Source organism: Nonomuraea marmarensis (genome assembly GCF_043197025.1).
Taxonomy (GTDB): Bacteria; Actinomycetota; Actinomycetes; order Streptosporangiales; family Streptosporangiaceae; genus Nonomuraea; species Nonomuraea marmarensis.
This window is the reverse complement of sequence record NZ_JBICRM010000031.1, coordinates 23,810-47,131: the sequence shown is the minus strand read 5'-3', so window position 1 is coordinate 47,131 and position 23,322 is coordinate 23,810. Positions and strand designations below refer to the sequence as shown.

The window sequence follows — 23,322 nt, the reverse complement described above, 5'->3', positions numbered from 1 at the left end:
CTGTCTCATATTGAGACCGCCGGGCCACCGGTGACGCCGTTCGATCGAGTCGATGATCCGCGAGGAGGTGCCCGATGGACCGTGCGCGTGATCCACAGGACGAGACCTACAACCCATGGAGCGTCGTCAACCTGGTCTTCCACCACCTGGCCGGGCAGGGCCTGCGCCCCATTCTGGGCGGCGCCGATCCGGGCGCGCCGGCGGCCGAGCTGCTGCGGGCGCTGGGCATCGAGCCGGCGCCGGAGGGGAACCAGCACCTCGCCGAGGACACCCGACAACAGCTGGCCGACCTCCGGACCGCCGTGCTGGGTGATCGCGGACCGGGACCCATCTCATCTTGAGACCGCCGTACCGCCGGCCGCGTGGTCTGATCCGTCGCAGGAGGAGTGTCGGCCCCAGCGCGGGGCTCAGCCCACGGTGAGGAGTGACCAATGAGTCGCCAGAGCGTGGCTAAGGCTCACCAGAAGATCCAGGAGCTGTCCTGGGAACCGATGTACCACGAGCCGGTGTCGCAGTACGGAACCGACTACACGTTCCAGAAGGCGCAGAAGAAGGACCCGCTCAAGCAGGTGCTGCGGTCGTACTTCCCCATGCAGGAGGAGAAGGACCACCGCGTCTACGGCGCCTCCGACGGAGCCATCCGCGGCAACATGTTCCGCCAGGTGCAGGAGCGCTGGCTGGAGTGGCAGAAGCTGTTCCTCAGCATCATCCCGTTGCCGGAGATCTCGGCGGCGCGGGCGATGCCGTTGCTCTTCCGTACGGTGCCCAACCCCGAGCTGCACAACGGCCAGGCGATCCAGATGATCGACGAGGTCCGGCACTCGACGATCCAGCAGAACCTCAAGCGCCTGTACATGAACAACTACATCGACCCGGCCGGCTTCAACAGCAGCCTGCGCAACTTCCAGAACGACTACTGCGGGACGATCGGCCGGCAGTTCGCCGAGGGCTTCATCACCGGCGACGCCATCACCGCGGCGAGCATCTACCTCACGATCGTGGCGGAGACGGCGTTCACCAACACGCTGTTCGTCGCCATGCCCGCCGAGGCCGCCGCCAACGGCGACTACCTGCTGCCGACGGTGTTCCACTCGGTGCAGTCCGACGAGTCCCGGCACATCAGCAACGGCTACGCGACGCTGCTGATGGCCCTCGCCGACGAGGGCAACCACCAGCTGCTGCAGCGCGACCTGCGCTACGCCTGGTGGAACAACCACCGGGTGGTCGACGCGGCCATCGGCACGTTCATCGAGTACGGCACCAAGGACCGCCGCAAGGACCGGGAGAGCTACGCCGAGATGTGGCGGCGGTGGATCTACGACGACTACTACCGCAGCTACCTCGTACCGCTGGAGAAGTACGGCCTGGTCATCCCGCACGACCTGATCGAAGAGGCGTGGAACCAGATCTGGAACAAGGGCTACGTGCACGAGGTCGCCCAGTTCTTCGCCACCGGCTGGCTGGCCAACTACTGGCGGATCGACCCGATGACCGACAAGGACTTCGAGTGGTTCGAGCACAAGTACCCGGGCTGGTACGACAGGTACGGCAAGTGGTGGGAGAACTACAACCGCCTGTCGACGCCCAACGGCCACCACCCGATCGTGTTCGAGGACGTCGACTACCAGTACCCGCACCGCTGCTGGACCTGCATGGTGCCGTGCCTGGTCCGCGAGGACATGGTCATGGACGAGGTCGACGGGCAGGTGCGCACGTACTGCCACGAGGCGTGCCGCTGGACCGACGTGACCGCGTTCCGCCCGACCTATCAGGGCCGGGAGACGCCCAACATGGGCCAGCTGATCGGGTCCCGGGAGTGGGAGACGCTCTACCACGGCTGGAACTGGGCCGACGTCGTCTCCGACATGGGCTTCGTCCGCGATGACGGCAAGACGCTGGTCGCGCAGCCGCATCTGAACCTGGATCCCACGAAGATGTGGACCCTCGATCACCTGCGTCGCTGCCCGCCGCTGCAGAGCCCGAACGTGCTGCTCAACGAGATGTCGCCGCAGCAGCGGGAGGCGTTCCACGCCGACTACGTGCGCGGCGGACCCGCCGGCCGGCCGGCCCCCAAGCACACGTAAGCGGCGGTTCGAGGAGGGCTCGAGGGCCCTCCTCGTCGGTCCGCGAGGCGCCGTCTGCGAGGGAGCCATGGCTGACAAGCACGTCGTGCGGTTCGAACCGGTCGGCATCGAGATCGAGGTCGAAGAGGACCAGACGGTGCTGCGTGCCGCGGCGGAGCAGGGGCTGATGCTCATGCACGGCTGCAAGGAGGGGCAGTGCGCGTCCTGCAAGTCGTTCGTCCTCGACGGCGACGACATCGAGCTCGACCGGTACTCCACCTTCGCCCTGCCCGACTACGAGAGGGAGGAGGGTTTCACGCTGCTGTGCCGGGCGCACGTGTACGAGGACGTCACGATCGAGCTGCTCAACTTCGACGAGGAGATGATCCGCTCCGGGCTGCCGATCGTGAGCGCGGTGGCCGAGGTCGTCGCCAACGACCCGGTCACCCACGACCTGCGCCACCTGGTGCTGCGGCTCATCGAGCCCAAGGAGATCAAGTTCTTTCCCGGGCAGTACGTGGACATCGCCGTCCCGGGCACCGAGGCCACCCGGTCGTTCTCGATGGCGAACACCTCCAGCCGCGACGGCGGCCGGCTGGAGTTCGTCATCAAGGTGTACCCGGACGGGCTGTTCTCGTACTTCCTGGACAGCCGGGTCGCGGTCGGCGACCGCCTCGACCTGACCGGCCCGTTCGGCGTCTTCACGCTGCGCGAAGGGCACGACGAGGACCTGGTCTTCATCGGCGGCGGCGCCGGCATGGCCCCGATCCTCGCGCTGCTGCGCTCGATGGCCGAGCGGGGAATCCGGCGCAAAGCCACCTACTACTACGGCGCGCGGCGCCGCCGCGACCTGTGCTTCGAGGCGGAGCTGCGCACCCTGGAGGACGCGCTGCCCGGCTTCCGGTACGTGCCGGCGCTGTCCGAGCCGGACGGCGACGAGGACTGGGACGGCGAGGTCGGTCTCATCACCGATGTGGTGAAGCGGCACGAGCACGACCTCAAAGGTGCGCACGCCTACCTCTGCGGGCCGCCGCCCATGGTCGAGGCGGCCATGCCGCTGCTCACCGCGCTCGGGGTGTCGCAGAAACACATCTACTACGACAAGTTCACCACGACCGGGCAGTGAGGGGACGAACCTGATGACAACACCGCAGCAGCGAAGCGTACCGAAGCCGGTCTTCACCGACGCCGAAGCCGGCGCCAAGGAGTTCCCGGATTCGACCGCGCGCCACTTCAACTACTACCTGCCGCAGAAGCGCAAGCAGACGCACTACGAGGACGTGACCGTCGAGGTCCAGCCGGATCCGCGGCACTATCTGAGCCAGGGCTGGCTGTACGGGTTCTCCGACGGCCGCGGCGGCTACCCGCTGGACTGGACCGCGCTCAAGGCCTGGGGCCAGGAGCGGCCCGAGCCCAAGCGGGGACCCGGCTCCGGTGGCAAGGGCTACGACTGGCCGGCGCACGGCTGGCACGAGTTCCGCGACCCCAACCAGGAGTGGGAGCTCTCCCTCTACCGCTACAACTCCAACGTGGTGCGCCAGGTCGGCCAGAACATCGAGGCGGCCAGGCAGGCGAAGGCGTTCGAACAGTGGAACCCGAACTGGGTGCGCTTCGTGGAGAGCCACGTCGGCGCGTGGATGCACGTCGACCACGGTCTCGGCCTCTACCTGTTCGCCAACGCCAACCGGCGGGCGCCGACCAACATGCACAACAACGCGATCTCGGTCAACAGCATGCACCGGATCAGGTCGGCTCAGGACCTCGCGCTGTACAACCTGACGCTGAGCGAGGAGATCGACGGGTTCGACGGCGCCGCGCACCTCGAGGCCTGGAACAAGGACCCGTCGTGGCAGGGCGTACGGCGGACCGCCGAACAGCTGACCGCCGTCGACGACTGGTGCGAGGCGGTCTTCGCCGCGAACGTGGTCTTCGAGCCGCTGGTCGGCGAGCTGTTCCGGAGCCACCTGGTGCAGCAGGCGGCGCCGCGTAACGGCGACTTCGTCACTCCCACGATCGTCGGCGCCGAGGAGTACGACTACGCCGAGCGGGACCTGCGGTACACGAGGGTCATGTTCGGGCTGCTGGCCAACGACCGCGAGTTCGCCGACCACAACACGACGGTCATGCAGGAGTGGCTCAGGGTCTGGGTCCCCCGCGCCATCTCGGCCGCCCGCACGCTGCAGCCGCTGTGGTCGCAGCCCGATTCGAAGGCACCTCGCTTCGAAGACGGTCTGGACCGGGCCAAGAGCCGTTTCACCGGCATCCTGTCCGAGTTCCGCCTGGAAACCCCGAAGGAGCTGACGCAATGAGCACGTTCAAGACGGCAGAGAGCCCCTTCAAGTCCGACAACACCTCGTCCGGCATGTGCGGGTTCACGCTGATGAACAACCAGGTCGGCGTGGTGGTGGCCGAGTTCATGAGCACCAAACCCAACGTACGGGTGACGCCGCTGCCATCGATGATCCGGGTCGACGCGGTCCGGCGGATGGACGTCGTCTACGACGAGATCTCCGAGGCGCTCGGCGAGGAGCCCGGCTACTTCGACGCCGCCGAGTTCGAGGAGAACATGTCCACGCACTACGGCCGGATGATCCACGAGGACGACCGGACGATCATGTTCGCGAACCCCGAGGACGCGGCCGGCTACCTCGGCTTCGACCTGACCACCACGTCGTAGACGCCGAGGAGGAACCGTGTACCAGAAGGACGGCGAGAAGTACTTCGTGGTCGACAGCCACATGCACTACTGGAACGCCGCGCCGGACAACTGGGTGCCGGGCGCCGAGCAGTACGCGAAGGGCTGGATCGAGTGCTTCCACGCGTACCAGGGGCTGGGCCCGCCGGAGACCCACTGGCCGATCGAGAAGTTCCAGAAGTACTCCGAAGCGGACCTGATGAAGGACCTCTTCGAGGACGGGTACGTGGACGTGGCGATCTTCCAGCCGACGTACCTGACGGAGTGGTACAAGGAAGGCTTCAACACCACCGAGCGCAACGCGGCGCTCGGCGCGAAGCACCCAGGCAGGTTCATCGCCAACACCCGCTGGGATCCCCGCGACGGCGATGACGGGCTCAAGACGCTCGCCCACAACGTCGAGCGCTACGGCTCCAAGGGCGTCAAGCTCTACACCGCCGAGTGGCGCGACGGTTCCCGCGGCTGGACGCTGAAGGACCCGGCGGCCTACCGCTATCTGGAGGCGTGCCGGGAGCTCGGGATCGTCAACATCCACGTGCACAAGGGCCCGACGATCTGGCCGCTGGACAAGGACGCGTTCGACGTGTCCGACATCGACCACGCGGCGACCGACTTCCCCGAGCTGAACTTCATCGTCGAGCACGTCGGGCTGCCGCGCATCGAGGACTTCTGCTTCATGGCGACGCAGGAGCCCAACGTCTACGCGGGACTGTCGGTCGTCATCGGCGGCCTCATGCACGCCCGCCCCAAGTTCTTCGCCAAGGTGATGGGCGAGCTGCTGTTCTGGGTCGGCGAGGACAAGATGACCTTCGGCAGCGACTACGGGATCTGGGAACCCAAGTGGCAGATCGAAGGCTTCGTCGACTGGGACTACCCGAGCGATGAGTTCTCCGACTTCCCGCGGGTCACCACCGCGACGAAGAAGAAGATCCTCGGGCTGAACGCGGCCAAGCTCTACGGCATCGAGGTGCCGGCCGAGTGCCGGCTCGACGCCCAGCCGACCACGCAGCCGGTCACGCCGGCATGAGTGCGGTGACCGACGGGTCGCGCATCCTCGCCGCCTTGGAGATGGTGCGCGACCCGGAGCTGGACGAGCCGATCACCTCGCTCGGGTTCGTCGCGTCGTGCGCCGTCTCCGCCGACGGGCGCGCGGAGGTGCGCCTGCGGCTGCCGACGTACTTCTGCGCACCCAACTTCGCCTTCCTCATGGTCGCCGACGCCCACGACGTGGTGTCCGCGATGGAGGGCGTACGCCACACCGAGGTGGTCCTCGAGGACCACTTCGCGGCCGAGGCGATCAACGGCGGGGTGGCCGCGCGGGCCGGATTCGAGCGATCCTTCGCCGGCGAGGCCGTCGGGGAGCTCGACCAGCTGCGCGCCGACTTCCTGCGCAAGGCGGTGATGGCCGGCACGGACCAGGTGTGCCGGTCCGTACTCGCCGCGGGCGTCGAGCCGGCGACGCTGGTCGAGCTGACCCTCGGCGACGTGCCGGCCTCCCGCGAGCTCGACCGGCTGCGTCAGCGGCGCGGCGAGCTGGGCCTGCCCACCGGGGACGACGCCCCGCTGCTGATCGACCCGGCGACGGGCGCGCCGATCGGCCCGGACGCGGTCCCGGGGCACCTGCGCCGGGCGCACACCACGCGGGTCGGCATCGAGGCCAATACCGGCATCTGCCGCGGCATGTTGCGGCACCGGTATCAGAACAAGGGAGAAGGCGAGGAGGACCGATGAAGGCCGTCCGGCTACACGGGTATCACCAGCTGCCCGTGGTCGAGGAGGTACCGGAGCCGACCGTCAAGGGTCCGCTCGACGTCGTCGTGCGGATCGGCGGCGCCGGCGTGTGCCGCACCGACCTGCACATCGTCGAGGGCCAGTGGGCCCAGGCGATGGGCGTCGCGCTGCCCTACACGCTCGGCCACGAGAACGCAGGCCACGTGCACGAGGTCGGCTCCGCGGTCACCAGCGTGCAGGCCGGCGACACGGTGATCCTGCACCCGACGCCCACCTGCGGGCTCTGCCGCGCCTGCCGGGTCGGGCAGGACATGCACTGCGTCAGCAGCGCCTTCCCGGGCCTGGACCGCGACGGCGGCATGGCCGAGCTGCTGCTGACCTCGGAGCGGGCCTGCGTCAAGCTCGACCCGCGGACCAGGCCGGAGGACGTCGCCGCGCTGGCCGACGCCGGCATCACCGCGTACCACGCGGTCCGCAAGGCGATCCCGCTGCTGTACCCCGGCACGACGTGCGTCCTCATCGGCGCGGGCGGGCTCGGCCACATCGGCATCCAGTGCCTCGCCGCCCTCACCGCGACGACGATCGTCGTGGTCGACCGCAACCCCGACGCGCTCAAGCTCGCCGAGCAGCTCGGCGCGCACGCCGGCGTCGTCGCCGACGGCGGGCAGGTCGACGCGGTCAAGGACCTCACCGGCGGCCGGGGTGCCGAGGTCGTGCTCGACTTCGTCGCCGAGCAGGGCGCCGAGCAGGACGGGTTCGCGATGACGGCGCGCGCCGGCTCGTACTACGTCATCGGATACGGCGGCACCGTGCACATCCCGACGCTCGACATCATCTCGACCGAGCGCAACCTCGTCGGCAACATCGTCGGCACCTACAACGATCTCGCCGAGCTGATGGTGCTGGCGCAGGCCGGGAAGGTCACCCTGCACACCAAGACGTACCCGCTGGACGCCGCGGTGCAGGCCCTCCAGGATCTCGACGCCGGCCGGGTCCGCGGCCGCGCCATCCTCGTCCCGTAGCGCCCCCCTGACAGGAGTACCGATGGCCAAGGAACTGCGTTTCGGTGCGGAAGCGCGCACCCTGCTGCTGAGCGGGGTCGACAAGCTGGCCGAAGCGGTGAAGTCGACGCTCGGGCCCAAGGGCCGCAATGTCATCCTGGAGAAGATCACCGGCTCGCCGGTCGTCACCAACGACGGCGTGACGATCGCACGGGAGATCCACCTCAAGGACCAGTTCGAGAACATGGGCGCCCAGCTGGTCAAGGAAGCGGCGATCAAGACCAACGACATCGTCGGTGACGGTACGACGACGGCGACCGTGCTCGCCCAGGCGATCGTCCGGGAAGGCATGACGGCGATCGGCTCCGGCGCCAACCCGGTGCTCGTCAAGCGTGGCGTCGACCTGGCCGTCGGCCGGCTCGTCGAGCGCCTGCGCGACGTCGCCCGGCCGGTGAGCAGCGAGCGGGACCTGGCGCGGGTGGCCGCGATCTCGGCGAACGACGACGACACGGTCGGCGCGGTGATCGCGAAGGCGCTGGCCACCGTCGGCGACGGCGGCATCGTCACCGTCGAGGAGTCGGTGCGGCACGGGATGAGCGTGGAGTTCGTCGAGGGCTTCGAGTTCGACAACGGTTACCTCTCGCCGTACATGGTGACCGACCCGGCGAGCCTTGAGGCGGTCATCGCCGACCCGTACATCCTGCTGTGCAGCGAGAAGATCACGAAGGTCCAGCAACTGATGCCGCTGCTCGACAAGATCATGCGGGCGCCGCGGCCGCTGGTCATCGTCGCCGAGGCGGTCGAGGGCACGGCGCTGGGCATGCTGGTGCACAACCACGTCAACGGGATCTTCCAGTGCGTCGCCGTCCGGGCGCCCGGCTTCGGCGACCGCCGGCTGCACAAGCTGGAGGACATCGCCGCGATCACGGGCGGCGCCGTGTACAGCAAGCACTCAGGCTTCACCCTGGAGACGATGACCATCGACCACCTGGGCACCGCGGCTCAGGTACGGGTCACCGCGGACCGGACCACTCTCATCGGCGGCGGCGGTGCGCCCGAGGCCGTCGAGCACCGTCTCACCCAGCTGCGCGCGGAGCTCGGGCGCGCCACCTTCGGCGTCGACGAGGACGTGCTCACCGAGCGGATCGGCGCGCTGTCGGGCAAGGTCGCCGTCATCAAGGTGGGCGCGCCCACCAACGCCGAGCTCAAGGAGCTCCAGCACCGGGTCGAGGACGCGCTGTCGGCCACCCGGGCCGCGATGGCCGAGGGCATCGTGGCCGGCGGCGGTGCCGCGCTGCTGCACGCCGCGGGCGCGCTGGACGACCTGGAGGTCAAGGACGACTACGCCACCGGCGTCGAGATCGTGCGCCGGGCGTTGACCGAACCCGCGTATCTCATCGCCGCCAACGCCGGATTCTCCGGCGCGGAGGTGATCGCGAGGATGGCGAAGCTGGGCCCCGACGACGGGTTCGACGCGCTGCTGGATCGCTTCGGCGACATGATCGAGATGGGCATCGTCGACCCGCTGCGGGTCGCCCGCTCGGCGCTGCAGAACGGGGCCTCGGTGGCGGGCCTCCTGCTCACGACGAACACGCTCGTGGCCGAGGAGCAGACGCCGTGGGGCGGCAGCCGGGCGCTCATGACCGAGTTCGGGCCGCTCGACGAGGGCCTGCACCAGCCGTCGCCGGACTCCAGCACCCCGCAGTCGCTCGGCCTCGGGCCGTCGGTCGGGTGAGGCATGGGCCCCGTGCTCGGGGACGACGTGACCGTCGCCTCCCCGCAGAGCGTTCTCCGCCTGCTGCGCTCGCGCGGGCGGCTGCGCGGCCCCGTGGCGCTGATGGGCCCCGCGTTCGTCGCCGCGGTGGCGTACATCGACCCGGGCAACTTCGCCACGAACGTCACCGCAGGCGCGAAGTTCGGCTACACCCTGGTCTGGGTGATCGTGGTCGCCAACCTGATGGCCATGCTGGTGCAGTACCTGTCGGCGAAGGCCGGCGTGGCCACCGGGCGCGATCTGCCGGAGCTGTGCCGCGAGCACCTGCCGCGTCCGGTGTCCCGCGGGCTGTGGGTGCAGGCGGAGATCATCGCGATGGCGACCGACCTGGCCGAGTTCGTGGGCGCGGCGGTCGGGCTGAACCTGCTCTTCCATGTGCCGCTGTTCCCGGCCGGGCTGATCACCGCCGTCGTCGCGTTCGGGATCCTGGCCCTCGAGCAACGCGGCTACCGGCGCTTCGAGCTGGCCATCGTCGGGCTGCTCCTCATCGTGTTCCTCGGCTTCCTCTACGACCTGGTCATCGTGGGGGCCGACCCGGCCGGCGTCGCGGGCGGACTGGTTCCGGGTCTCGCCGGCGACGACAGCCTCCTGCTCGTGGCGGGCATCATCGGCGCGACCGTCATGCCGCACGTCGTCTACCTGCACTCCGCGTTGACGAAGGCGCGGGTGACGTGCCGGGACGACGCCGAACGCCGTGAGCTGCTGCGCTTTCAGCGGCTCGACGTGGTGGTCGGGCTCGGCGCGGCCGGTGTGATCAACCTGTCGATGCTGGTGATCGCGGCGTCGCTGTTCAACCGCACCGGCCACGCCGACGTCGACTCGATCGAGGCCGCGCACGCGGGGCTGGGTCAGCTCGTCGGCGGCGGGGCGGCCCTCGCGTTCGCGGTGGCGCTGCTCGCCTCCGGGCTGTCGTCGTCGAGCGTGGGCACCTACGCGGGGCAGGTGGTCATGCAGGGCTTCATCCGCCGGAGCATCCCGCTGTTCCTGCGGCGGGGGCTCACGATGCTCCCGGCGCTGGTGGTGCTCGGGCTGGGCCTGCCGGCCACCGACAGCCTGGTGATCTCGCAGGTCGTGCTGTCGTTCGGCATCCCCTTCGCACTGGTGCCGCTGCTGTTGCTGACCCGTCGCGCCGACATCATGGGCCCGTTCGTCAACAACCGGGTCACGAATGCGGCGGCCGGCGGCATCGCCGCCATGATCATCGCGTTGAACGTGTACCTGCTCTACGTCACGTTCCTCGCCTAGCGTTCCGGGCCCGTCACCGCGATCGCGGCGCTGCCGGAGTCAGAGCAGGTGGTAGTCGTCGAGATCAGCGGTCCGGGTCCGTTCCCAGTACTCCATCAGGGTGAACGGCCAGTTCTGCGCGACGCGGCCGAGCGCGTTCTTGTACCAGCTGTTCACCGTGGACACGCCCCAGGCCCGCTGCCGGTTGGCGGCGTCGATCATCTCGTTGTACGCGTCGTGCACGTCCTCCCGGCACTCCAGCGCGCGGTGCCCGTCGTGCAGCAGCGAGCGGAGGCATTCGAGGATGTAGTGGGCCTCGCATTCGGAGAAGAAGATGATGCTGCCGTTGACGACGATGTTCGTGTTCGGCCCGTACATCAGGAAGAGGTTGGGGAAGCCGGGCACGGTCATGCCGAGGTAGGCGCGGGCGTCGCCGGTCCAGCGCTTGTGCAGGTCGGCTCCGTCGCGGCCGGTCACCGTCATCGGGACCAGGAAGTCGGAGGCGGTGAATCCCGTGGCGTAGACGATGACGTCGGCCTCGTACTCCCGCTCGGCGGTGGCGACGCCGCGTTCGGTGATGCGGCTGATCGGGTCGGTGACCAGCTCGACGTTGTCCTGCTTGAGCGCCGCGGCCCACACACCGTTGTCGCGCAACATCCGTTTGGCGCCGGGCGGGTAGTCGGGGATCGCGGCGCGCAGCAGGTCCGGATGGCCCGCGAACAGGTGCTCCAGGTACGAGGTCAGCAGCGCTCGCCGTTCGTCGTTGGGCGCGGACACCGAACGTTCGCTCCGCGGCCATGCGGGATCGACGTACACCGTCGGAAGGCCGCCTTCCACTGAGCTGGAGAACAGCCAGAAGCGATACCACTGCGCATAGCCGGGGACGTGCCGGAACAACCAGCGCAGGCCGTCGGAGACGGGCGCGTGGTACTCGGGTGTCGGTCCCAGCCAGGGCGCGGTGCGCTGGAAGATGACCATGCTGCCGACGGTGCGGGCGATCTCGGGCACGAACTGGAAGGCGCTGGCTCCCGTGCCGATCACCGCGACCCGCTTGCCGGTCAGGTCGATGCCGTGGTCCCAGCGCGCGGAGTGGAAGCTCGGCCCGGTGAAGTCGTCCCTGCCTCCGATACGCGGGTAGGAGGGGCGGTTGAGCTGGCCGACCGCGGAGATGACCGCCTGGGCGCCGAGCAGTTCGGTGTCGCCGTCCGGCGTCCGTACGCGGATCGTCCACGTGCACGTGCCGTCGTCGAACTCGGCGGCCAGGACCTCCGTGCCGAACCGGATGTGCTCGGGGATGCCGCTCCGGTCGGCGAACTGCCGGAAGTAGTCCAGCAGCACGTTCTGGGTGGAGAAGTAGAGGGGCCAGCCGTCGTGCTCGAAGAAGGAGTAGTTGTACAGGTGGCTGCTGACGTCGACGCGGCAGCCGGGATAGCTGTTCTCCAGCCACGTGCCGCCCACGTCGCCGTTCTTCTCGACGATCGTGTACGGGACGCCGGCCTGGCCGAGCCGGTAGGCGGCCAGCAGGCCGGACATGCCCGCCCCGATGATGACGACGTGGAAGGGACGTTCGGGGGCGAGGTCGTCCTTGCGCCATCCGGGGGCCGCCGGGTCGTCCGGCGCGGCGAGCTCGTCCATCAGCAGCGGCAGGTAGCGGTCGGCGTCGGCACCGGCCAGGAACCGTACCGTGTCCAGCACCCCGTTCGATGCCCGCCGGGCCGGGAGCCGGCCGTCGCGCATCGCGATGAGCGTGGCGAGCGCGAGCGAGCGCGCCTCCTCCTGCTGTGCCACGGAGTAGCCGCCCTGCGGCACCAGCCGGTTGACCGTGGACGGGCGGAGGTGGTCCGGCAGCAGCGCCGGATCCCCCGTGGCGATGGCCAGCGCCGCGAGCAGCGGGGGAAGCTCGGCGTCAAGGAGAGCGCGCCGGATGGCGTCCTCTCCGTCGATGATCGGCTCCGTGGTCGTCATACCTTCACCTCCGTCAAATCGTCGAGCCGTCCCCCGAGCGCCGAGCGGGACACCCTGGCGAGACGCCCGGCGCCCACCCCGTTGCGGAGCGGGTCGTAGGGGTGCGGCGCGCAGACGATGCCGCCACCCGCTCGGCCAGCTGGTCGAGCGTGATGACGGCGTCACCGGACGCGACCGTGTGCAGGTGGCAGTCGACGCGGACCCAGCCCGGCCGGACGGGCCGCGTCGGGTCCGGTGCGGCGATCATGGCGTGCGGTTGCTCAGCACGAGCGTGCCGGCGGCCATGAACATGCCGCCGTTGCCCAGCGCCACGCTGATCTCGACGTCCGGCACCTGGGCGGCCGCCTGCCCGCGTAGTTGCCGCACCGACTCCTGGATCAGGAACATGCCGTACATGCCGGTATGGGTGTAGGACAGCCCGCCGCCGTTGGTGTTCAGCGGCAGCCGTCCGCCGGGCTCGGTGTTGCCTTCGGCGATGAACGCCCCGGCCTCGCCGCGGCCGACGAAGCCCATGTCCTCCAGCCCGTAGATCGGCACGTGCGCGAACGCGTCGTAGATCATCACATGGCCGACGTCGCCGTGCGTGATGCCGGCCTCCGCGAACGCCTCCGCGCTGGACCGCCGGAACGCCGCCGACGTGGTGAAGTCCTCCATTTGGGAGATCAGCGGCGACTCGAAGGTCTCCCCCGTGCCCAGGATGTGCACCGGCGGCTGCGGCAGGTCCCCGGCGCGGTCGGCGGAGGTGATCACCAGCGCGCCGCCCCCGTCGGTGACCAGGCAGCATTCCAGCAGGTGCAGCGGGTAGGAGATCATCCGCGAGTCGAGCACGTCCTCGACGGTGATCGGGTCGCGGTAGCGGGCCCGGGGGTTACGGGTGGCCCATTTGCGCTGCGCCACCGGGACGTAGGCGAGCTGTTCGGCGGTCAGCCCGAACTCCTTCATGTACCGCAGCAGCGGGATGGTGAACATGGTCGGCGGGCCGTACACCCCGTAGGGCGCCTCGAACTGGGCGTTGGGGCTGGAGGCCGGCAGGGCTCCACGCGCCGGGCCGACCTGGGACCTGCCCGATTCGCCGTGGGTGATCAGCACGGTGGTGGCGTGGCCGGCCCGGATCGCCGCCACCGCGTGGCGGACGTGCAGCAGGAACGAGGTGCCACCCACCCCGGTGCCGTCGATCCAGCGCGGCTTGATGCCCAGCGCGTGCGCCACCTGGATCGGGCCGGGCGCGGACACGCCGGCGATGCCGTCGATGTCAGACATGCGCAGGCCGGCATCATGCACGGCGTTGCGGGCGCCCTCCACGTGCAGTCGTAGCGTGGAGTGCTCGGGCAGCACGCCGACCTCGTCGGTCTCGGCCGCGCCGACGATCACCACGTCGCCTCGTGCCATCAGCTCGCCTCCGTTCCCGCCGGCCTGAACTGAGGGATCGTCACGTCACCGCGCTTTTCGAAGGTGACCTGCAGGTCCATGTCCAGCACCAGGTTGTCCGGGGTGTTGTCGATGCCGACGATGTTGGCCATCATGCGCGGGCCCTCGGCCAGCTGCACCACCGCGATCGCGTACGGGGCGTCCTGTTCGAAGCCAGGGACCGGCCGGTGGTTGATCGTGTAGGAGTACAGGGTGCCGCGGCCGCTGGTGGTGATCCATTCGAGCGCGTCCGAGGCGCAGAACGGGCAGCACGGGCGCGGGTAGAAGAACGGCTTGCCGCAGTCGAGGCAGCGCTGGATCTTCAGCTCTCCCTTGGCGGCGGCGTCGAAGAAGGGCTGGGATTCCGGTGTCGGAACCGGCACCGGCTTTCCTTTGGCGGGCACAAAACTCCTTCGTATGGTCAGGGGGCGAGCCCGAGTTCGGTCAGGAGCTCCTGGGAGTAGGCGATCCGGCCGGTCAGCTCGCTCGCCGGAGCCTGGCACAGGGCCAGGGCGGCGGCGGCCATCACCTGCGGCGGCTCGGCGTCCGGGTCGTCCTCGGTGGTCAGGTGGTGGAACAGCGTGCCCGGGGTGGGCACCACCTTGGTCGGGGCGAGCGAGTTGACCGCGATCCCGTCGTCGTACAGCTCGGCGGCGAGTCCGGTGCCGAACCGTTCGAGGGCCGCCTTGCACATGCCGTACACGGTGCCGCCCCGCCTCGCGAACGGCCCCGGCGGGATGGCCGGGTGCCGGGCGGCGCCGGAGGAGATGTTCAGGATCCAGCCACGCCCGCGCGCCCGCATGCCGGGGATGACCAGCTGCGCCAGTTGCATCGGCGCCGTCACCTGCACCTCGAACATCTGCGCGGCACGGCGCGCGGTGAAGTCGGCGACCGGGGTGAAGTAGGTGACGGCGGCGTTGTTGACCAGGATGTCCACCTCGCCGTAGCGCTCGCGCACCTGCTCGACCAGCCGTTCGCGGTCCTGCGGCACGGACAGGTCGGCCGCGAAGGCCTCCGCCGTCCCGCCCGCCGCCCGGATGCCGCCGACCGTGTCCTCCAGGGTGCCGGGCAGCCGGCTCGTGCCCGCCTTCACCGTGCGCGCGCTGGCCGCCACGCGGGCGCCCGCGGCGGCGAACTCCACCGCGATGGCGGCGCCGATGCCTCTGCTGGCCCCGGTCACGAGCGCGACCCGTCCGTCCAGCCGGCCCATGGCCACCCCGCCTTCCTGCGGTCGATAGTTTTAGAACTTGGTTCTGGAATTAGCTTCGAACTGTATGGGCTCCGCTGTCAAGGAGTCGACACGACCAGGCCCGCGGAACGCGGACAGCAGGTCGAGGCCGAACACCCGGTCGGCGAACAGCCTCATATCGACCACCGGGTGCCGGCTCGGGCATCGGCATTTCCTTCCGGCCGCGCCGGGGTGTCAGTCGGCCTTCAGCACGGCCGGGGCGGTCTCCATCGCGGCGGGGACGGGTTCGCGCCGCCACGGGCCGTGGAACAGGAAGATCGCGGGGATGTACAGGACGAGACAGCCGAGCGAGATCAGCAGCCAGGTCTGCCAGCTCGTGCCCTCGACGACCTGCGGAATGATCAGCAGGGCGGCCACGGCGACGGCCTTGCTGAGGAAGCCGAACAGGCCCCACGCGGTGCCCTGCAGGCGGGGGTCGACGTCCTCGGCGTCCTCGGAGTAGTTCGCCATCCAGGGCGCGTACGCCACGGCCAGCGACCCGCCGAGCAACGCGCCGACGATCATCAACAGGCCGAGCGAGACGTCATCCTGCCCCAGCAGGTAGGCGAGGTAGCCGGTGATGACCACGCCCGCGACCGTACCGACCAGCGAGAAGGGCTTGCGCAGCCTGATCCGGTCCGAGACGCGGCCGATGACGACCAGCACGACCAGGTCAAGGGTCCAGAAGGCGGCCATGACCGTGGACGCCTGCGCGGTGCTGATGCCCAGCGCTCCGACGAGCATGGTCTGCCCGAACAGCGAGAGCGTCATGTACAGGACCAGCCACAACGCGATGCCGATCACATGGGCCCAGATGTTGCGCCGCGCCAGCAGCGCCCTGACCCTGGCCGGCTTGGCCAGGTCGACCACGTGGGCGGCTTCGCTTTCCGTGTGCTGGATGCGGGCGCGCAGCTCGGGCGACAGGTCGGCGATGTTGAAGGCGATGACCAGCGAGATCACCAGCGAGAAGCAGCCCATGATGACGAACTGCGACCGCCAGGAGTCGTTGAAGATCGGCAGGGTCCAGCCGGCGATGGCGGCGGCGAGGAAGTTCGCCCCGACCGGCCCCCACGTCCAGAACCCGAACGCCTGCGCCCGGCCCAGACGTGGCGAGAAGTCGCGTACCAGCGGGGCGGTGCTGGCCATCGCGACGCCGTCGACGAACGCCAGCACGATCCGGGCGATCAGCAGGTCGCGGGGGCTGTGCGCGAGCGTCATGCCGAAGCAGCACAGGGCGGTCAGCAGCATCAGCGGGACCAGCAGCCGCACCCGGCCGAGCCGGTCGGTGAGCCTGCCGCCCAGCGCGGAGGCGATGGCACCGGCCACGAGGGCGGCCCCTGACACGGCGCCGTACGTGCCCAGCGTCATGTGCAGGTCCTTGAGCAGCAGCGGTACCACAGGCGCGATCTGTGCTTCGTAGGAGCCGATGAGGATGGCCAGTACGGCCATCGTGAGGATCTTCATGCGGCGGGCGCCGGTGGGGTACTCGTCGAGTTCGCGGACGTAAGACCAGCCCATGGGGGTGCCTTTCTGATGGGGCCAACCCTCGCCACCAGTTCTAGAGCAATAATCTAGAATTGATTTCCACGATCCTCCGCTCGCTCACCGCCCGAGTCAAGGGTTGTGAGAGATCCGTCCCCGCGTGGGGCGACGCGGGACGGCAGTCGGGCCCATCGCTGATCCGCGAAAGGCCCAGATCGGCAGGCTCGCTGCCGTGGACACGGGCCGGCATCCTCGGCAGCGAGCCTGCGACAGGTGCGCCTCTTGTCAGCCGATGCGCAGGGGAAGCCTGCGGGGACCGCGAACCTGGCTGGCGGCCCAGGTCACCGCGGAGGGGTCCGCCAGGGTGAAGCTGGGGATGCGCTCCAGCCAGACCTCCAGGGCGACCCGGAGTTCCATGCGCGCCAGGTGGGAGCCGACGCACCGGTGGATGCCCAGGCCGAAGGCGGCGTGCCGGTTGACCTCACGGTCGATGATCACCTCGTCGGCCCGGTCGAACTGGGCCGGGTCACGGTTGGCCGCGGGGAACGGCAGCAGCACCCAGTCGTCGCCCTTCATGTCCACGCCGTTCCAGTGCATGTCCTCCTTCACCAGGCGCGCCATGGTGACGGGCGCGTAGGCCCGCAGGAACTCCTCCATCGCGGTGGGCAGCAACCCCCGTTCGGCGACCAGGCGCTCGCGGTGCTCGGGAGTCTTGGCCAGGTGCCACAGGGACGCGCCGATGGCGCTCCAGGTGGTGTCGATGCCGGCGATGAGCAGGAGGTTGATCGTGCCGAGGACGTGGGTGGGTTCGAGTTTCTGGCCGTGGAGTTCGGCGTTGAGGAGGTACGTCGTCAGGTCGTCGCGGGGGTGGTCGATGTGGTCGCGAATCTGCGCCAGCAGGTAGTCCGAGAGTTTGGTGAACCGCTCGATGCGCTCCTCGTTCGAGGCGTTGATGTTCTCCAGTGCGTTCTCGACGAACGCGCCGAACTTCGGCGAGTCCTCCTGCGGGAAGCCCAGCATGTCGGCGATGACCCGCATCGGGATGTGCTTGGCGTATTCGCGTGCGGCGTCGACGACGTCCCGCCCCTCGAAAGCGTCGATGAGCGAGTGGCAGAACGCCCTGGTCGCCGGCTCCTGCTTGGCGACGGTGGTCTTGGTGAAGGCCGGGAGCAGCAGCTTGCGCGCGTCGTGGTGGAAGGGCGGGTCGGAGGAGATCGGCGGTGCGCCGCCCACCGGAGCCATCTCCTTGGGGGGCCGGACGTTGCTCACGATGATCGCCCGGGAGGTGAAGTGCTCGGTGTCGTAGGCGATGGCCGAGACGTCCTCGTAGCGGGTGGGCAGCCACGCGCCGCCGAACCGGTCGGTGTGCGCGATCGGGCAGCGCTGCCGCAGGTCGTCCTGGATCGGGTACGGGTCGGCCGCCCACGCGGGGTCGACGTGGGAGAAGTCGGTCGCCCAGTCCGAGACGGGATCGGTGACGATCTCGCTCCGGTAACCGCTGAGCAACCGTTCTCTACGCGCCTGTTCGAGGTCTTCGCCGAAGCGGTCGTCCACGCTCATCGTATGGCTCCTTCGATGTCGATCGCCCGTTCGGGACAGTTGGACGCCGCCAGGCGCGCATCGGGCTCCTTGCCCAGCGCCACGGAACCGTCGCCGAGGACGGTGCCGTAGCCTTCGCCGTCCTCGCCGAACATGTCGGGGGCCAGGTCGTAGCAGCGGCCGTGCCCGTGACAACGCTCGGAGTCGATCAGTACTTTCATTGCCTCGTTCCTGTCTGTGTCGTTCCTGACTGGGTTGTGGCCTCCGTTCGGTGAAGTGTGCCGGTTCGGGGGAAGGCGGTCAGGACGCGGGTCAGTAACGCCGCCCACTCCTCGTCATCGACCGCATGCAGGTCCGTGGTCACCAGCGCGCTGCCCATCGCCAGCAGGAGACAGAAGTGGGCGCATCGGCCGCCCGTGCTGGTGCAGCGCGGCCACCAGCAGCTCCGCCTTCGAGCCGAAGTGCGCGTACAGAGCGCCGTTGCTCACGCCCGCGGCCTGGGCGATGTCGGCCACCCGCGTGCCGTCATAGCCACGCTCGGCGAAGACCACGACAGCCGCCTGCAACAACCGCGCACGCGTCTCAGCGGCGGTGACTCCTGCGATGCGCCCCATGGGCGTATTAAAAAATCATTCATTTGATACGTCAAGAGCTCCTCGACCGTCGAGCCCCTTCCTGTCTGGCGTCTCTCAAGCGGGCACCTGGACCTTGGGGTGCCGCGCGACTTGCGGCAGATGAGCGCATTGGCGGCCCGCCGAGTTGGTCGGCGGGAAAATGGTTGGCCGGGACGACGTTCGGGCTGATAGCGTTCCGCGGACCGTGACATCGCGCGAGGAGGTGAGACCCATGAACGCTGTATCGAAGTGGGTGCTCCCCCTCGTCGTCACGGTCGGGCGATTGACGTAGGTGTCGCCGGGAGCGCCTCGACAAGGCAATCCCGAAAGGCAACAACCTATGAATTCTGTGCATTTCACTTCGGGCATGGGCGAGCATGCCGTAGTGATCACGCGGGTCGCGGAGAGCCAATGGCACGCTGTGAAGGACGACCGGGTGGTCGGCCGCGGCGACACTTCGCGCAGGCCCGACGGTCGGATCTTCCTCAGCATCGACGCGTGGCACGGCGCGGTCTTTGACCAACTCGCCGATGCCATGCTGGCGGGCCTGCCGAAGCCGCTGTACACGGTGGTCGACGAGGCTGACCTCGACTTGACGTCCCGTTGGGAGCGAGCCGGCTTCACGACCCGACGCCGCGAGTGGGAGTACCTCGTGCCCACCGACCCGCGGGTCACGGGACTCGGCTCAGTGCTACCGCCGTCGGGCGTGACGATAGTGGCCGTCGGCGAGGCGGAGGAGGGCCCTCTGCGCAAGTTGGACCGCGTGATTCGCGACGAAGTCGAGGCCACCGTCGGATGGCAGGAGATGCCGGCTGAGGTGTTGGCCCGCCCGGACGGCGCTACCCTGCTGGACCCGTCGAAGTACGCGGTGGCAGCACAGTCCGATAAATACGTGGGACTGGTCCGGGTGGCGCCGGTGACCCGGCAGCCACGGATCGGGCTGATCGCAGTCCGATCCGACCAGCACCGCCGCGGTATCGCTCGGGCGCTGCTCGCCCACGTGCTGGGTTCGCTGCACCGCTGCGGGATCGAAACGGCATCGGCCGAAGTGAACGAATCCAACGGGGCGGCCATGGCGCTGTTCGAGGGCGTCGGCGCCCGGCGTGCGAGCAGCAACCTGGAGTTGGTGCTCCGCTGACGCCCCACCGCATCACCGCGCGAGGGGACCGCGCCCGAAGCACGCGCGGCACAGGCCGACCTGATGAGCGAGCATCGGTTCCCGTAGCGCGCGGGACGGCCGGTCGCGGCCGCCGTCCGCGACAACCGCGTCTGCCGAGGCGCCTCGATCACGGTTGCGTCAACGGAATTCGTTTCCTCACCGACCTCACAGTCACCGAACGGAGAAGTGCGAGAATATGGCAAGAACAGCAGGCGGCATCGAAGTCGAGGGCACCGTCGTCGAGTGTCTGCGCAACGCTACCTTCAAGGTGGAGCTCCAGAACGGGCACAAGGTGCTAGCGCACATCAGCGGGAAGATACGGAAGAACTACATCAAGATCTTGCCGTATGACCGGGTGCTCGTGGAGCTCAGCCCGTACGACCTCACCCGCGGCCGGATCCTCTTCCGGTACAGGACGTAGCGGTGGTCGAGACACGCCGAATAGGAGAAGAAGTCGCCGATCTGGATCGGAAATGTGCTCGATGCAGGAATCAGAGTCGACGACTCGGCTCGGTTCTTCGTCCCGGCATCTCGGCCAGGTAGGCACGTCACCGGCCTGATGCGGACAGCGGTATCGGCGTCCGGCTTCGAGCCGGTCGCCGATACCGCTGTCGCATCGCGTCTTCCGTCGGAGCTGACATGCACGCTCATCTGCATGAGCGCGCGTCTTGCGCGCTGGTCCGCCGTCTCGGCCGGCGCCCGCCAAAGATCAACATGGATCGAACCCGCAAGGTTCACCGAGATTTCGGGCAACGCCGTCGCACGACAGTTGTCGCGCCGCCGCTCCCGGGCCCCTAGGACATCCGGATGATCGACGATGAGGATCAACGCCAGACACCCATGTCGGGGCCTTCACAGCCCACCGCTCCCATGGTCTAATGCTTCTAGAATCGAAATCTAGAATAGAATTCTGTGGGTGAGGTGGGGACATGCCGTACCGGATCTACGTCGACGGTGAGTGGATCGCGGCGAGCGGCGGCGAGGCGATCCCTGTAGTGAATCCCGCCACCGAGGAGGTCGTCGCCGAGGTGCCACGCAGCGGTGCCAAAGACGTGGCACGGGCCGTGGAGGCGGCGGCCGCCGCGCTGCCCGCCTGGGCCGCTCGCCCTGCCGCCGAGCGGGCCGCGCTCTGTGCGGCCGTGGCGGCCGCGTTGCAGGAGCGGGCCGAGGAGCTGGCGGACACGATCGTGAACGAGCTGGGCATGCCGCTGCCGCTGACCCGGCTCATCCAGGTGGGCGCGCCGATCAGGACCTTCGCCTCGATGCCGGAGGTGGCGGCCGAGGTCGGGTTCGAGGAGCGGCTCGGTGGCTCGGTGGTGTACCGGGACCCGATCGGCGTCGTCGGCGCCATCACCCCCTGGAACTATCCGCTGCACCAGATCGCGGCAAAGGTCGCTCCGGCCCTGACCGCGGGGTGCACGGTGGTGCTCAAGCCGAGCGAGGTCACGCCGCTCAACGCGTTCGTGCTGGCCGACGTGATGCACGAGGTCGGGTTCCCGCGCGGCGTGTTCAACCTGGTCTCCGGCACCGGACCCGAGGCGGGGGAAGCGCTGGCCGCGCACCCGCTGGTCGACATGATCTCGTTCACCGGTTCCACCCGCGCCGGGCGGCGGGTCGCCGAGCTGGCCGCGGCCGGCGTCAAGCGCACCGCGCTGGAGCTGGGCGGCAAGTCCCCGAACGTGCTCCTCGACGACCTGGACGATGCCGCGTTCGAGGACGCCGTACGCAAGGGCGTGGGAGCCTGCTTCCTGAACTCCGGCCAGACCTGCTCGGCGCTGACCAGGCTGCTGGTCCCGCGAGAGCGTCTCCTGGACGCCGAGCGGATCGCGACGGACGAGGCGCGGATCTGCACGCCCGGCGACCCCCGCGATCCCGGCACCCGGCTCGGGCCCCTGGTCTCGGCCGTGCAGCGGGACCGGGTACGCGAGCACCTGCGGGCGGCGGCCGAGGACGGCGCGACGACGCTCACCGGCGGCCCCGACGCGCCCGACGGGCTGGAGCGCGGCTTCTACGTCCGGCCGACCGTGCTGACCGATGTCGCCCCGCAGGCGCGGATCGCCCAGGAGGAGATCTTCGGCCCGGTCCTGGTCATCCTGCCCTACTCCGGCGAGGACGAGGCGGTCCGCATCGCCAACGGCACCCCGTACGGGCTGGCGGCGGGCGTGCGCGCCGCCGACCCGGCCCGCGCCCACCGAGTGGCCAGGCGACTGCGGGCCGGGCAGATCCGGATCAACGACGGCGCGCACAACGGCCTGGCGCCCTTCGGCGGCTTCAAGCAATCCGGCTACGGCCGCGAGTACGGCCGCTTCGGCCTGGAGGAGTTCCTCACCACCACGTCCGTACAGCTCTAGACCAGGGGAAGTCCATGCGAGGCGTCATCCTGCGCGAAGTCGGAAAACCCGTCGAGATCAGCGACCGGCTGACGCTGCGACGGCCGGGCCCCGGAGAGGTACGGGTGCGCCTGCGCGCCGCCGGGGTGTGTCACTCCGACCTGTCGATGTGCGATGGCACGCTGCCCGCGCCGCTGCCCCTGGTGCCCGGCCACGAGGGCGCGGGGGAGGTGGTCGAGCTCGGCCCGGGAGTGGCCGGTCCGCCGGTCGGCACGCACGTGATCCTCTCCTGGATCCCGCCCTGCGGGACCTGCTACTTCTGCCTGGGCGGCCAGCCGAACCTGTGCGTCAGCGCCCGGGCCACCGCGGGGGCGCCCACGCTGAGCCTCGGCGACGAGCAGGCGCACGCCGCGCTCGGCGTGGGCTGCTTCGCGGAGGAGACGGTGGTCGACGCGCGGGCCGCGATCCCGATCCCGGACGACGTGCCGTTCGACGTGGCCGCGGTGGTCGGCTGCGCGGTGCTGACCGGCGTCGGCGCGGTGGTCAACACCGCCAAGGTACGTCCCGGGTCGTCGGTCCTGGTGATCGGCTGCGGCGGCGTGGGGATCAACGTGATCCAGGGCGCCAAGCTGGCCGCCGCCGCCCCGGTGCTGGCCGTGGACCGCTTCCCCGAGAAGCTGGAGATCGCCCGGCAGTTCGGCGCCACCCACACGACCACCCCGGACGGGCTGGCCGACGCGGTGAAGGAGCTGACCGAGGGACGCGGGTTCGACTACGCCTTCGAGGTCGTCGGCCGCTCCGCGACCATCAGGCAGGCCTGGCAGGCGACCCGGCGCGGTGGGACGACCGTCGTGGTCGGCGCGGGCAGCCTGGAGGACCAGGTGTGCTTCAGCGCCGCCGAACTCTTCGCGACGGAGCGGCGCCTGCTCGGCTGCCTGTACGGCTCCGGCGACGTGCGCACCGACTTCGGCCGCCTGCTAAGGCTGTGGCGGGCCGGGCGGCTCGACCTGGACGGCCTGATCAGCAAGCGCATCACGCTCGACGACGTGGGCGAGGCGTTCGCGGCGATGGGGTCGGGCGAGGTGATCCGCTCGCTGGTCACCTTCTGAG

The 23,322-nt window shown here is 69.4% G+C and carries 23 protein-coding genes; 14 read left to right on the top strand and 9 right to left on the bottom strand.

All coding sequences use genetic code 11. From position 1 onward, the window contains the following. The first annotated feature begins 74 nt into the window (after positions 1-74). From ACFLIM_RS37210 to ACFLIM_RS37165, 10 genes are all read left to right on the top strand, one after another. Positions 75-341 (top strand): hypothetical protein, encoded by a 267-nt coding sequence (locus ACFLIM_RS37210; RefSeq protein WP_393173080.1) that lies wholly within the window; start codon positions 75-77, stop codon positions 339-341. Between the two features lie 90 nt (positions 342-431). Beyond that, on the top strand, positions 432-2,084 hold the full coding sequence (locus tag ACFLIM_RS37205) for a hypothetical protein (protein ID WP_393173079.1): 1,653 nt from the start codon (positions 432-434) through the stop codon (positions 2,082-2,084). A 67-nt stretch (positions 2,085-2,151) separates the two neighbouring features. Next, on the top strand, positions 2,152-3,189 hold the full coding sequence (locus tag ACFLIM_RS37200) for an FAD-binding oxidoreductase (RefSeq protein ID WP_393173078.1): 1,038 nt from the start codon (positions 2,152-2,154) through the stop codon (positions 3,187-3,189). Between the two features lie 13 nt (positions 3,190-3,202). Next, positions 3,203-4,372 carry a hypothetical protein gene (locus ACFLIM_RS37195; protein WP_393173077.1) on the top strand — a complete coding sequence of 390 codons (1,170 nt, stop codon included), beginning with the start codon at positions 3,203-3,205 and terminating at the stop codon, positions 4,370-4,372. Continuing rightward, entirely contained in the window at positions 4,369-4,740 is a 372-nt protein-coding gene (gene mimD, locus ACFLIM_RS37190; protein ID WP_393173076.1) for a propane 2-monooxygenase effector subunit MimD, read from the top strand. The genes ACFLIM_RS37195 and mimD overlap by 4 nt, the downstream gene beginning before the upstream one ends. A gap of 16 nt (positions 4,741-4,756) precedes the next feature. Then, a complete protein-coding gene (locus ACFLIM_RS37185) occupies positions 4,757-5,785 on the top strand; it encodes an amidohydrolase family protein (protein WP_393173075.1) in 1,029 nt (342 codons plus the stop codon). Then, positions 5,782-6,489 carry an iron-sulfur cluster assembly protein gene (locus tag ACFLIM_RS37180; RefSeq protein ID WP_393173074.1) on the top strand — a complete coding sequence of 236 codons (708 nt, stop codon included), beginning with the start codon at positions 5,782-5,784 and terminating at the stop codon, positions 6,487-6,489. The genes ACFLIM_RS37185 and ACFLIM_RS37180 overlap by 4 nt, the downstream gene beginning before the upstream one ends. Beyond that, positions 6,486-7,511 (top strand): NAD(P)-dependent alcohol dehydrogenase, encoded by a 1,026-nt coding sequence (locus ACFLIM_RS37175; protein WP_393173073.1) that lies wholly within the window; start codon positions 6,486-6,488, stop codon positions 7,509-7,511. The genes ACFLIM_RS37180 and ACFLIM_RS37175 overlap by 4 nt, the downstream gene beginning before the upstream one ends. Positions 7,512-7,533: 22 nt before the next feature. Then, complete coding sequence (gene groL, locus ACFLIM_RS37170) at positions 7,534-9,225, top strand: chaperonin GroEL (RefSeq protein ID WP_393173072.1); 1,692 nt, start codon at positions 7,534-7,536, stop codon at positions 9,223-9,225. Between the two features lie 3 nt (positions 9,226-9,228). Continuing rightward, positions 9,229-10,509: an Nramp family divalent metal transporter gene (locus tag ACFLIM_RS37165; RefSeq protein ID WP_393173071.1), complete on the top strand. Its 1,281-nt coding sequence runs from the start codon at positions 9,229-9,231 to the stop codon at positions 10,507-10,509. Positions 10,510-10,548: 39 nt separating this feature from the next. Here ACFLIM_RS37165 and ACFLIM_RS37160 read toward each other — a convergent pair whose 3' ends face one another. The 9 genes from ACFLIM_RS37160 to ACFLIM_RS37120 form a co-directional block, all read right to left on the bottom strand. After that, positions 10,549-12,453 (bottom strand): flavin-containing monooxygenase, encoded by a 1,905-nt coding sequence (locus tag ACFLIM_RS37160; protein WP_393173070.1) that lies wholly within the window; start codon positions 12,451-12,453, stop codon positions 10,549-10,551. A gap of 13 nt (positions 12,454-12,466) precedes the next feature. Continuing rightward, the gene (locus ACFLIM_RS37155) at positions 12,467-12,700 is read right to left on the bottom strand and encodes a hypothetical protein (RefSeq protein ID WP_393173069.1); all 234 of its coding nucleotides are present in this window, start codon (positions 12,698-12,700) and stop codon (positions 12,467-12,469) included. Next, the gene (locus ACFLIM_RS37150; RefSeq protein ID WP_393173068.1) at positions 12,697-13,842 is read right to left on the bottom strand and encodes a thiolase C-terminal domain-containing protein; all 1,146 of its coding nucleotides are present in this window, start codon (positions 13,840-13,842) and stop codon (positions 12,697-12,699) included. The genes ACFLIM_RS37155 and ACFLIM_RS37150 overlap by 4 nt, the downstream gene beginning before the upstream one ends. After that, positions 13,842-14,243, bottom strand: coding sequence for a Zn-ribbon domain-containing OB-fold protein (locus ACFLIM_RS37145; RefSeq protein ID WP_393173067.1), 402 nt, complete (start codon positions 14,241-14,243; stop codon positions 13,842-13,844). The genes ACFLIM_RS37150 and ACFLIM_RS37145 overlap by 1 nt, the downstream gene beginning before the upstream one ends. 38 nt (positions 14,244-14,281) lie before the next feature. Continuing rightward, a complete protein-coding gene (locus ACFLIM_RS37140) occupies positions 14,282-15,070 on the bottom strand; it encodes an SDR family NAD(P)-dependent oxidoreductase (RefSeq protein ID WP_393173066.1) in 789 nt (262 codons plus the stop codon). A 213-nt stretch (positions 15,071-15,283) separates the two neighbouring features. After that, positions 15,284-16,606: an MFS transporter gene (locus ACFLIM_RS37135; protein ID WP_393173065.1), complete on the bottom strand. Its 1,323-nt coding sequence runs from the start codon at positions 16,604-16,606 to the stop codon at positions 15,284-15,286. A gap of 249 nt (positions 16,607-16,855) precedes the next feature. Continuing rightward, on the bottom strand, positions 16,856-18,130 hold the full coding sequence (locus ACFLIM_RS37130; RefSeq protein WP_393173064.1) for a cytochrome P450: 1,275 nt from the start codon (positions 18,128-18,130) through the stop codon (positions 16,856-16,858). After that, positions 18,127-18,330, bottom strand: coding sequence for a ferredoxin (locus ACFLIM_RS37125; protein ID WP_393173063.1), 204 nt, complete (start codon positions 18,328-18,330; stop codon positions 18,127-18,129). Before ACFLIM_RS37125 ends, ACFLIM_RS37130 begins: the two co-directional genes overlap by 4 nt. 114 nt (positions 18,331-18,444) lie before the next feature. Next, a complete protein-coding gene (locus tag ACFLIM_RS37120) occupies positions 18,445-18,723 on the bottom strand; it encodes a TetR family transcriptional regulator (RefSeq protein WP_393173062.1) in 279 nt (92 codons plus the stop codon). Between the two features lie 367 nt (positions 18,724-19,090). Here ACFLIM_RS37120 and ACFLIM_RS37115 point away from each other — a divergent pair, with 367 nt between their 5' ends. From ACFLIM_RS37115 to ACFLIM_RS37100, 4 genes are all read left to right on the top strand, one after another. Next, the gene (locus ACFLIM_RS37115; protein ID WP_393173061.1) at positions 19,091-19,861 is read left to right on the top strand and encodes a GNAT family N-acetyltransferase; all 771 of its coding nucleotides are present in this window, start codon (positions 19,091-19,093) and stop codon (positions 19,859-19,861) included. A 217-nt stretch (positions 19,862-20,078) separates the two neighbouring features. Further along, positions 20,079-20,303: a translation initiation factor IF-1 gene (infA, locus tag ACFLIM_RS37110; RefSeq protein WP_393173060.1), complete on the top strand. Its 225-nt coding sequence runs from the start codon at positions 20,079-20,081 to the stop codon at positions 20,301-20,303. Positions 20,304-20,811: 508 nt separating this feature from the next. Next, positions 20,812-22,233: an aldehyde dehydrogenase family protein gene (locus tag ACFLIM_RS37105; RefSeq protein WP_393173059.1), complete on the top strand. Its 1,422-nt coding sequence runs from the start codon at positions 20,812-20,814 to the stop codon at positions 22,231-22,233. 14 nt (positions 22,234-22,247) lie between these two features. Further along, a complete protein-coding gene (locus ACFLIM_RS37100) occupies positions 22,248-23,321 on the top strand; it encodes a Zn-dependent alcohol dehydrogenase (protein ID WP_393173058.1) in 1,074 nt (357 codons plus the stop codon). Position 23,322: the final 1 nt, after the last annotated feature.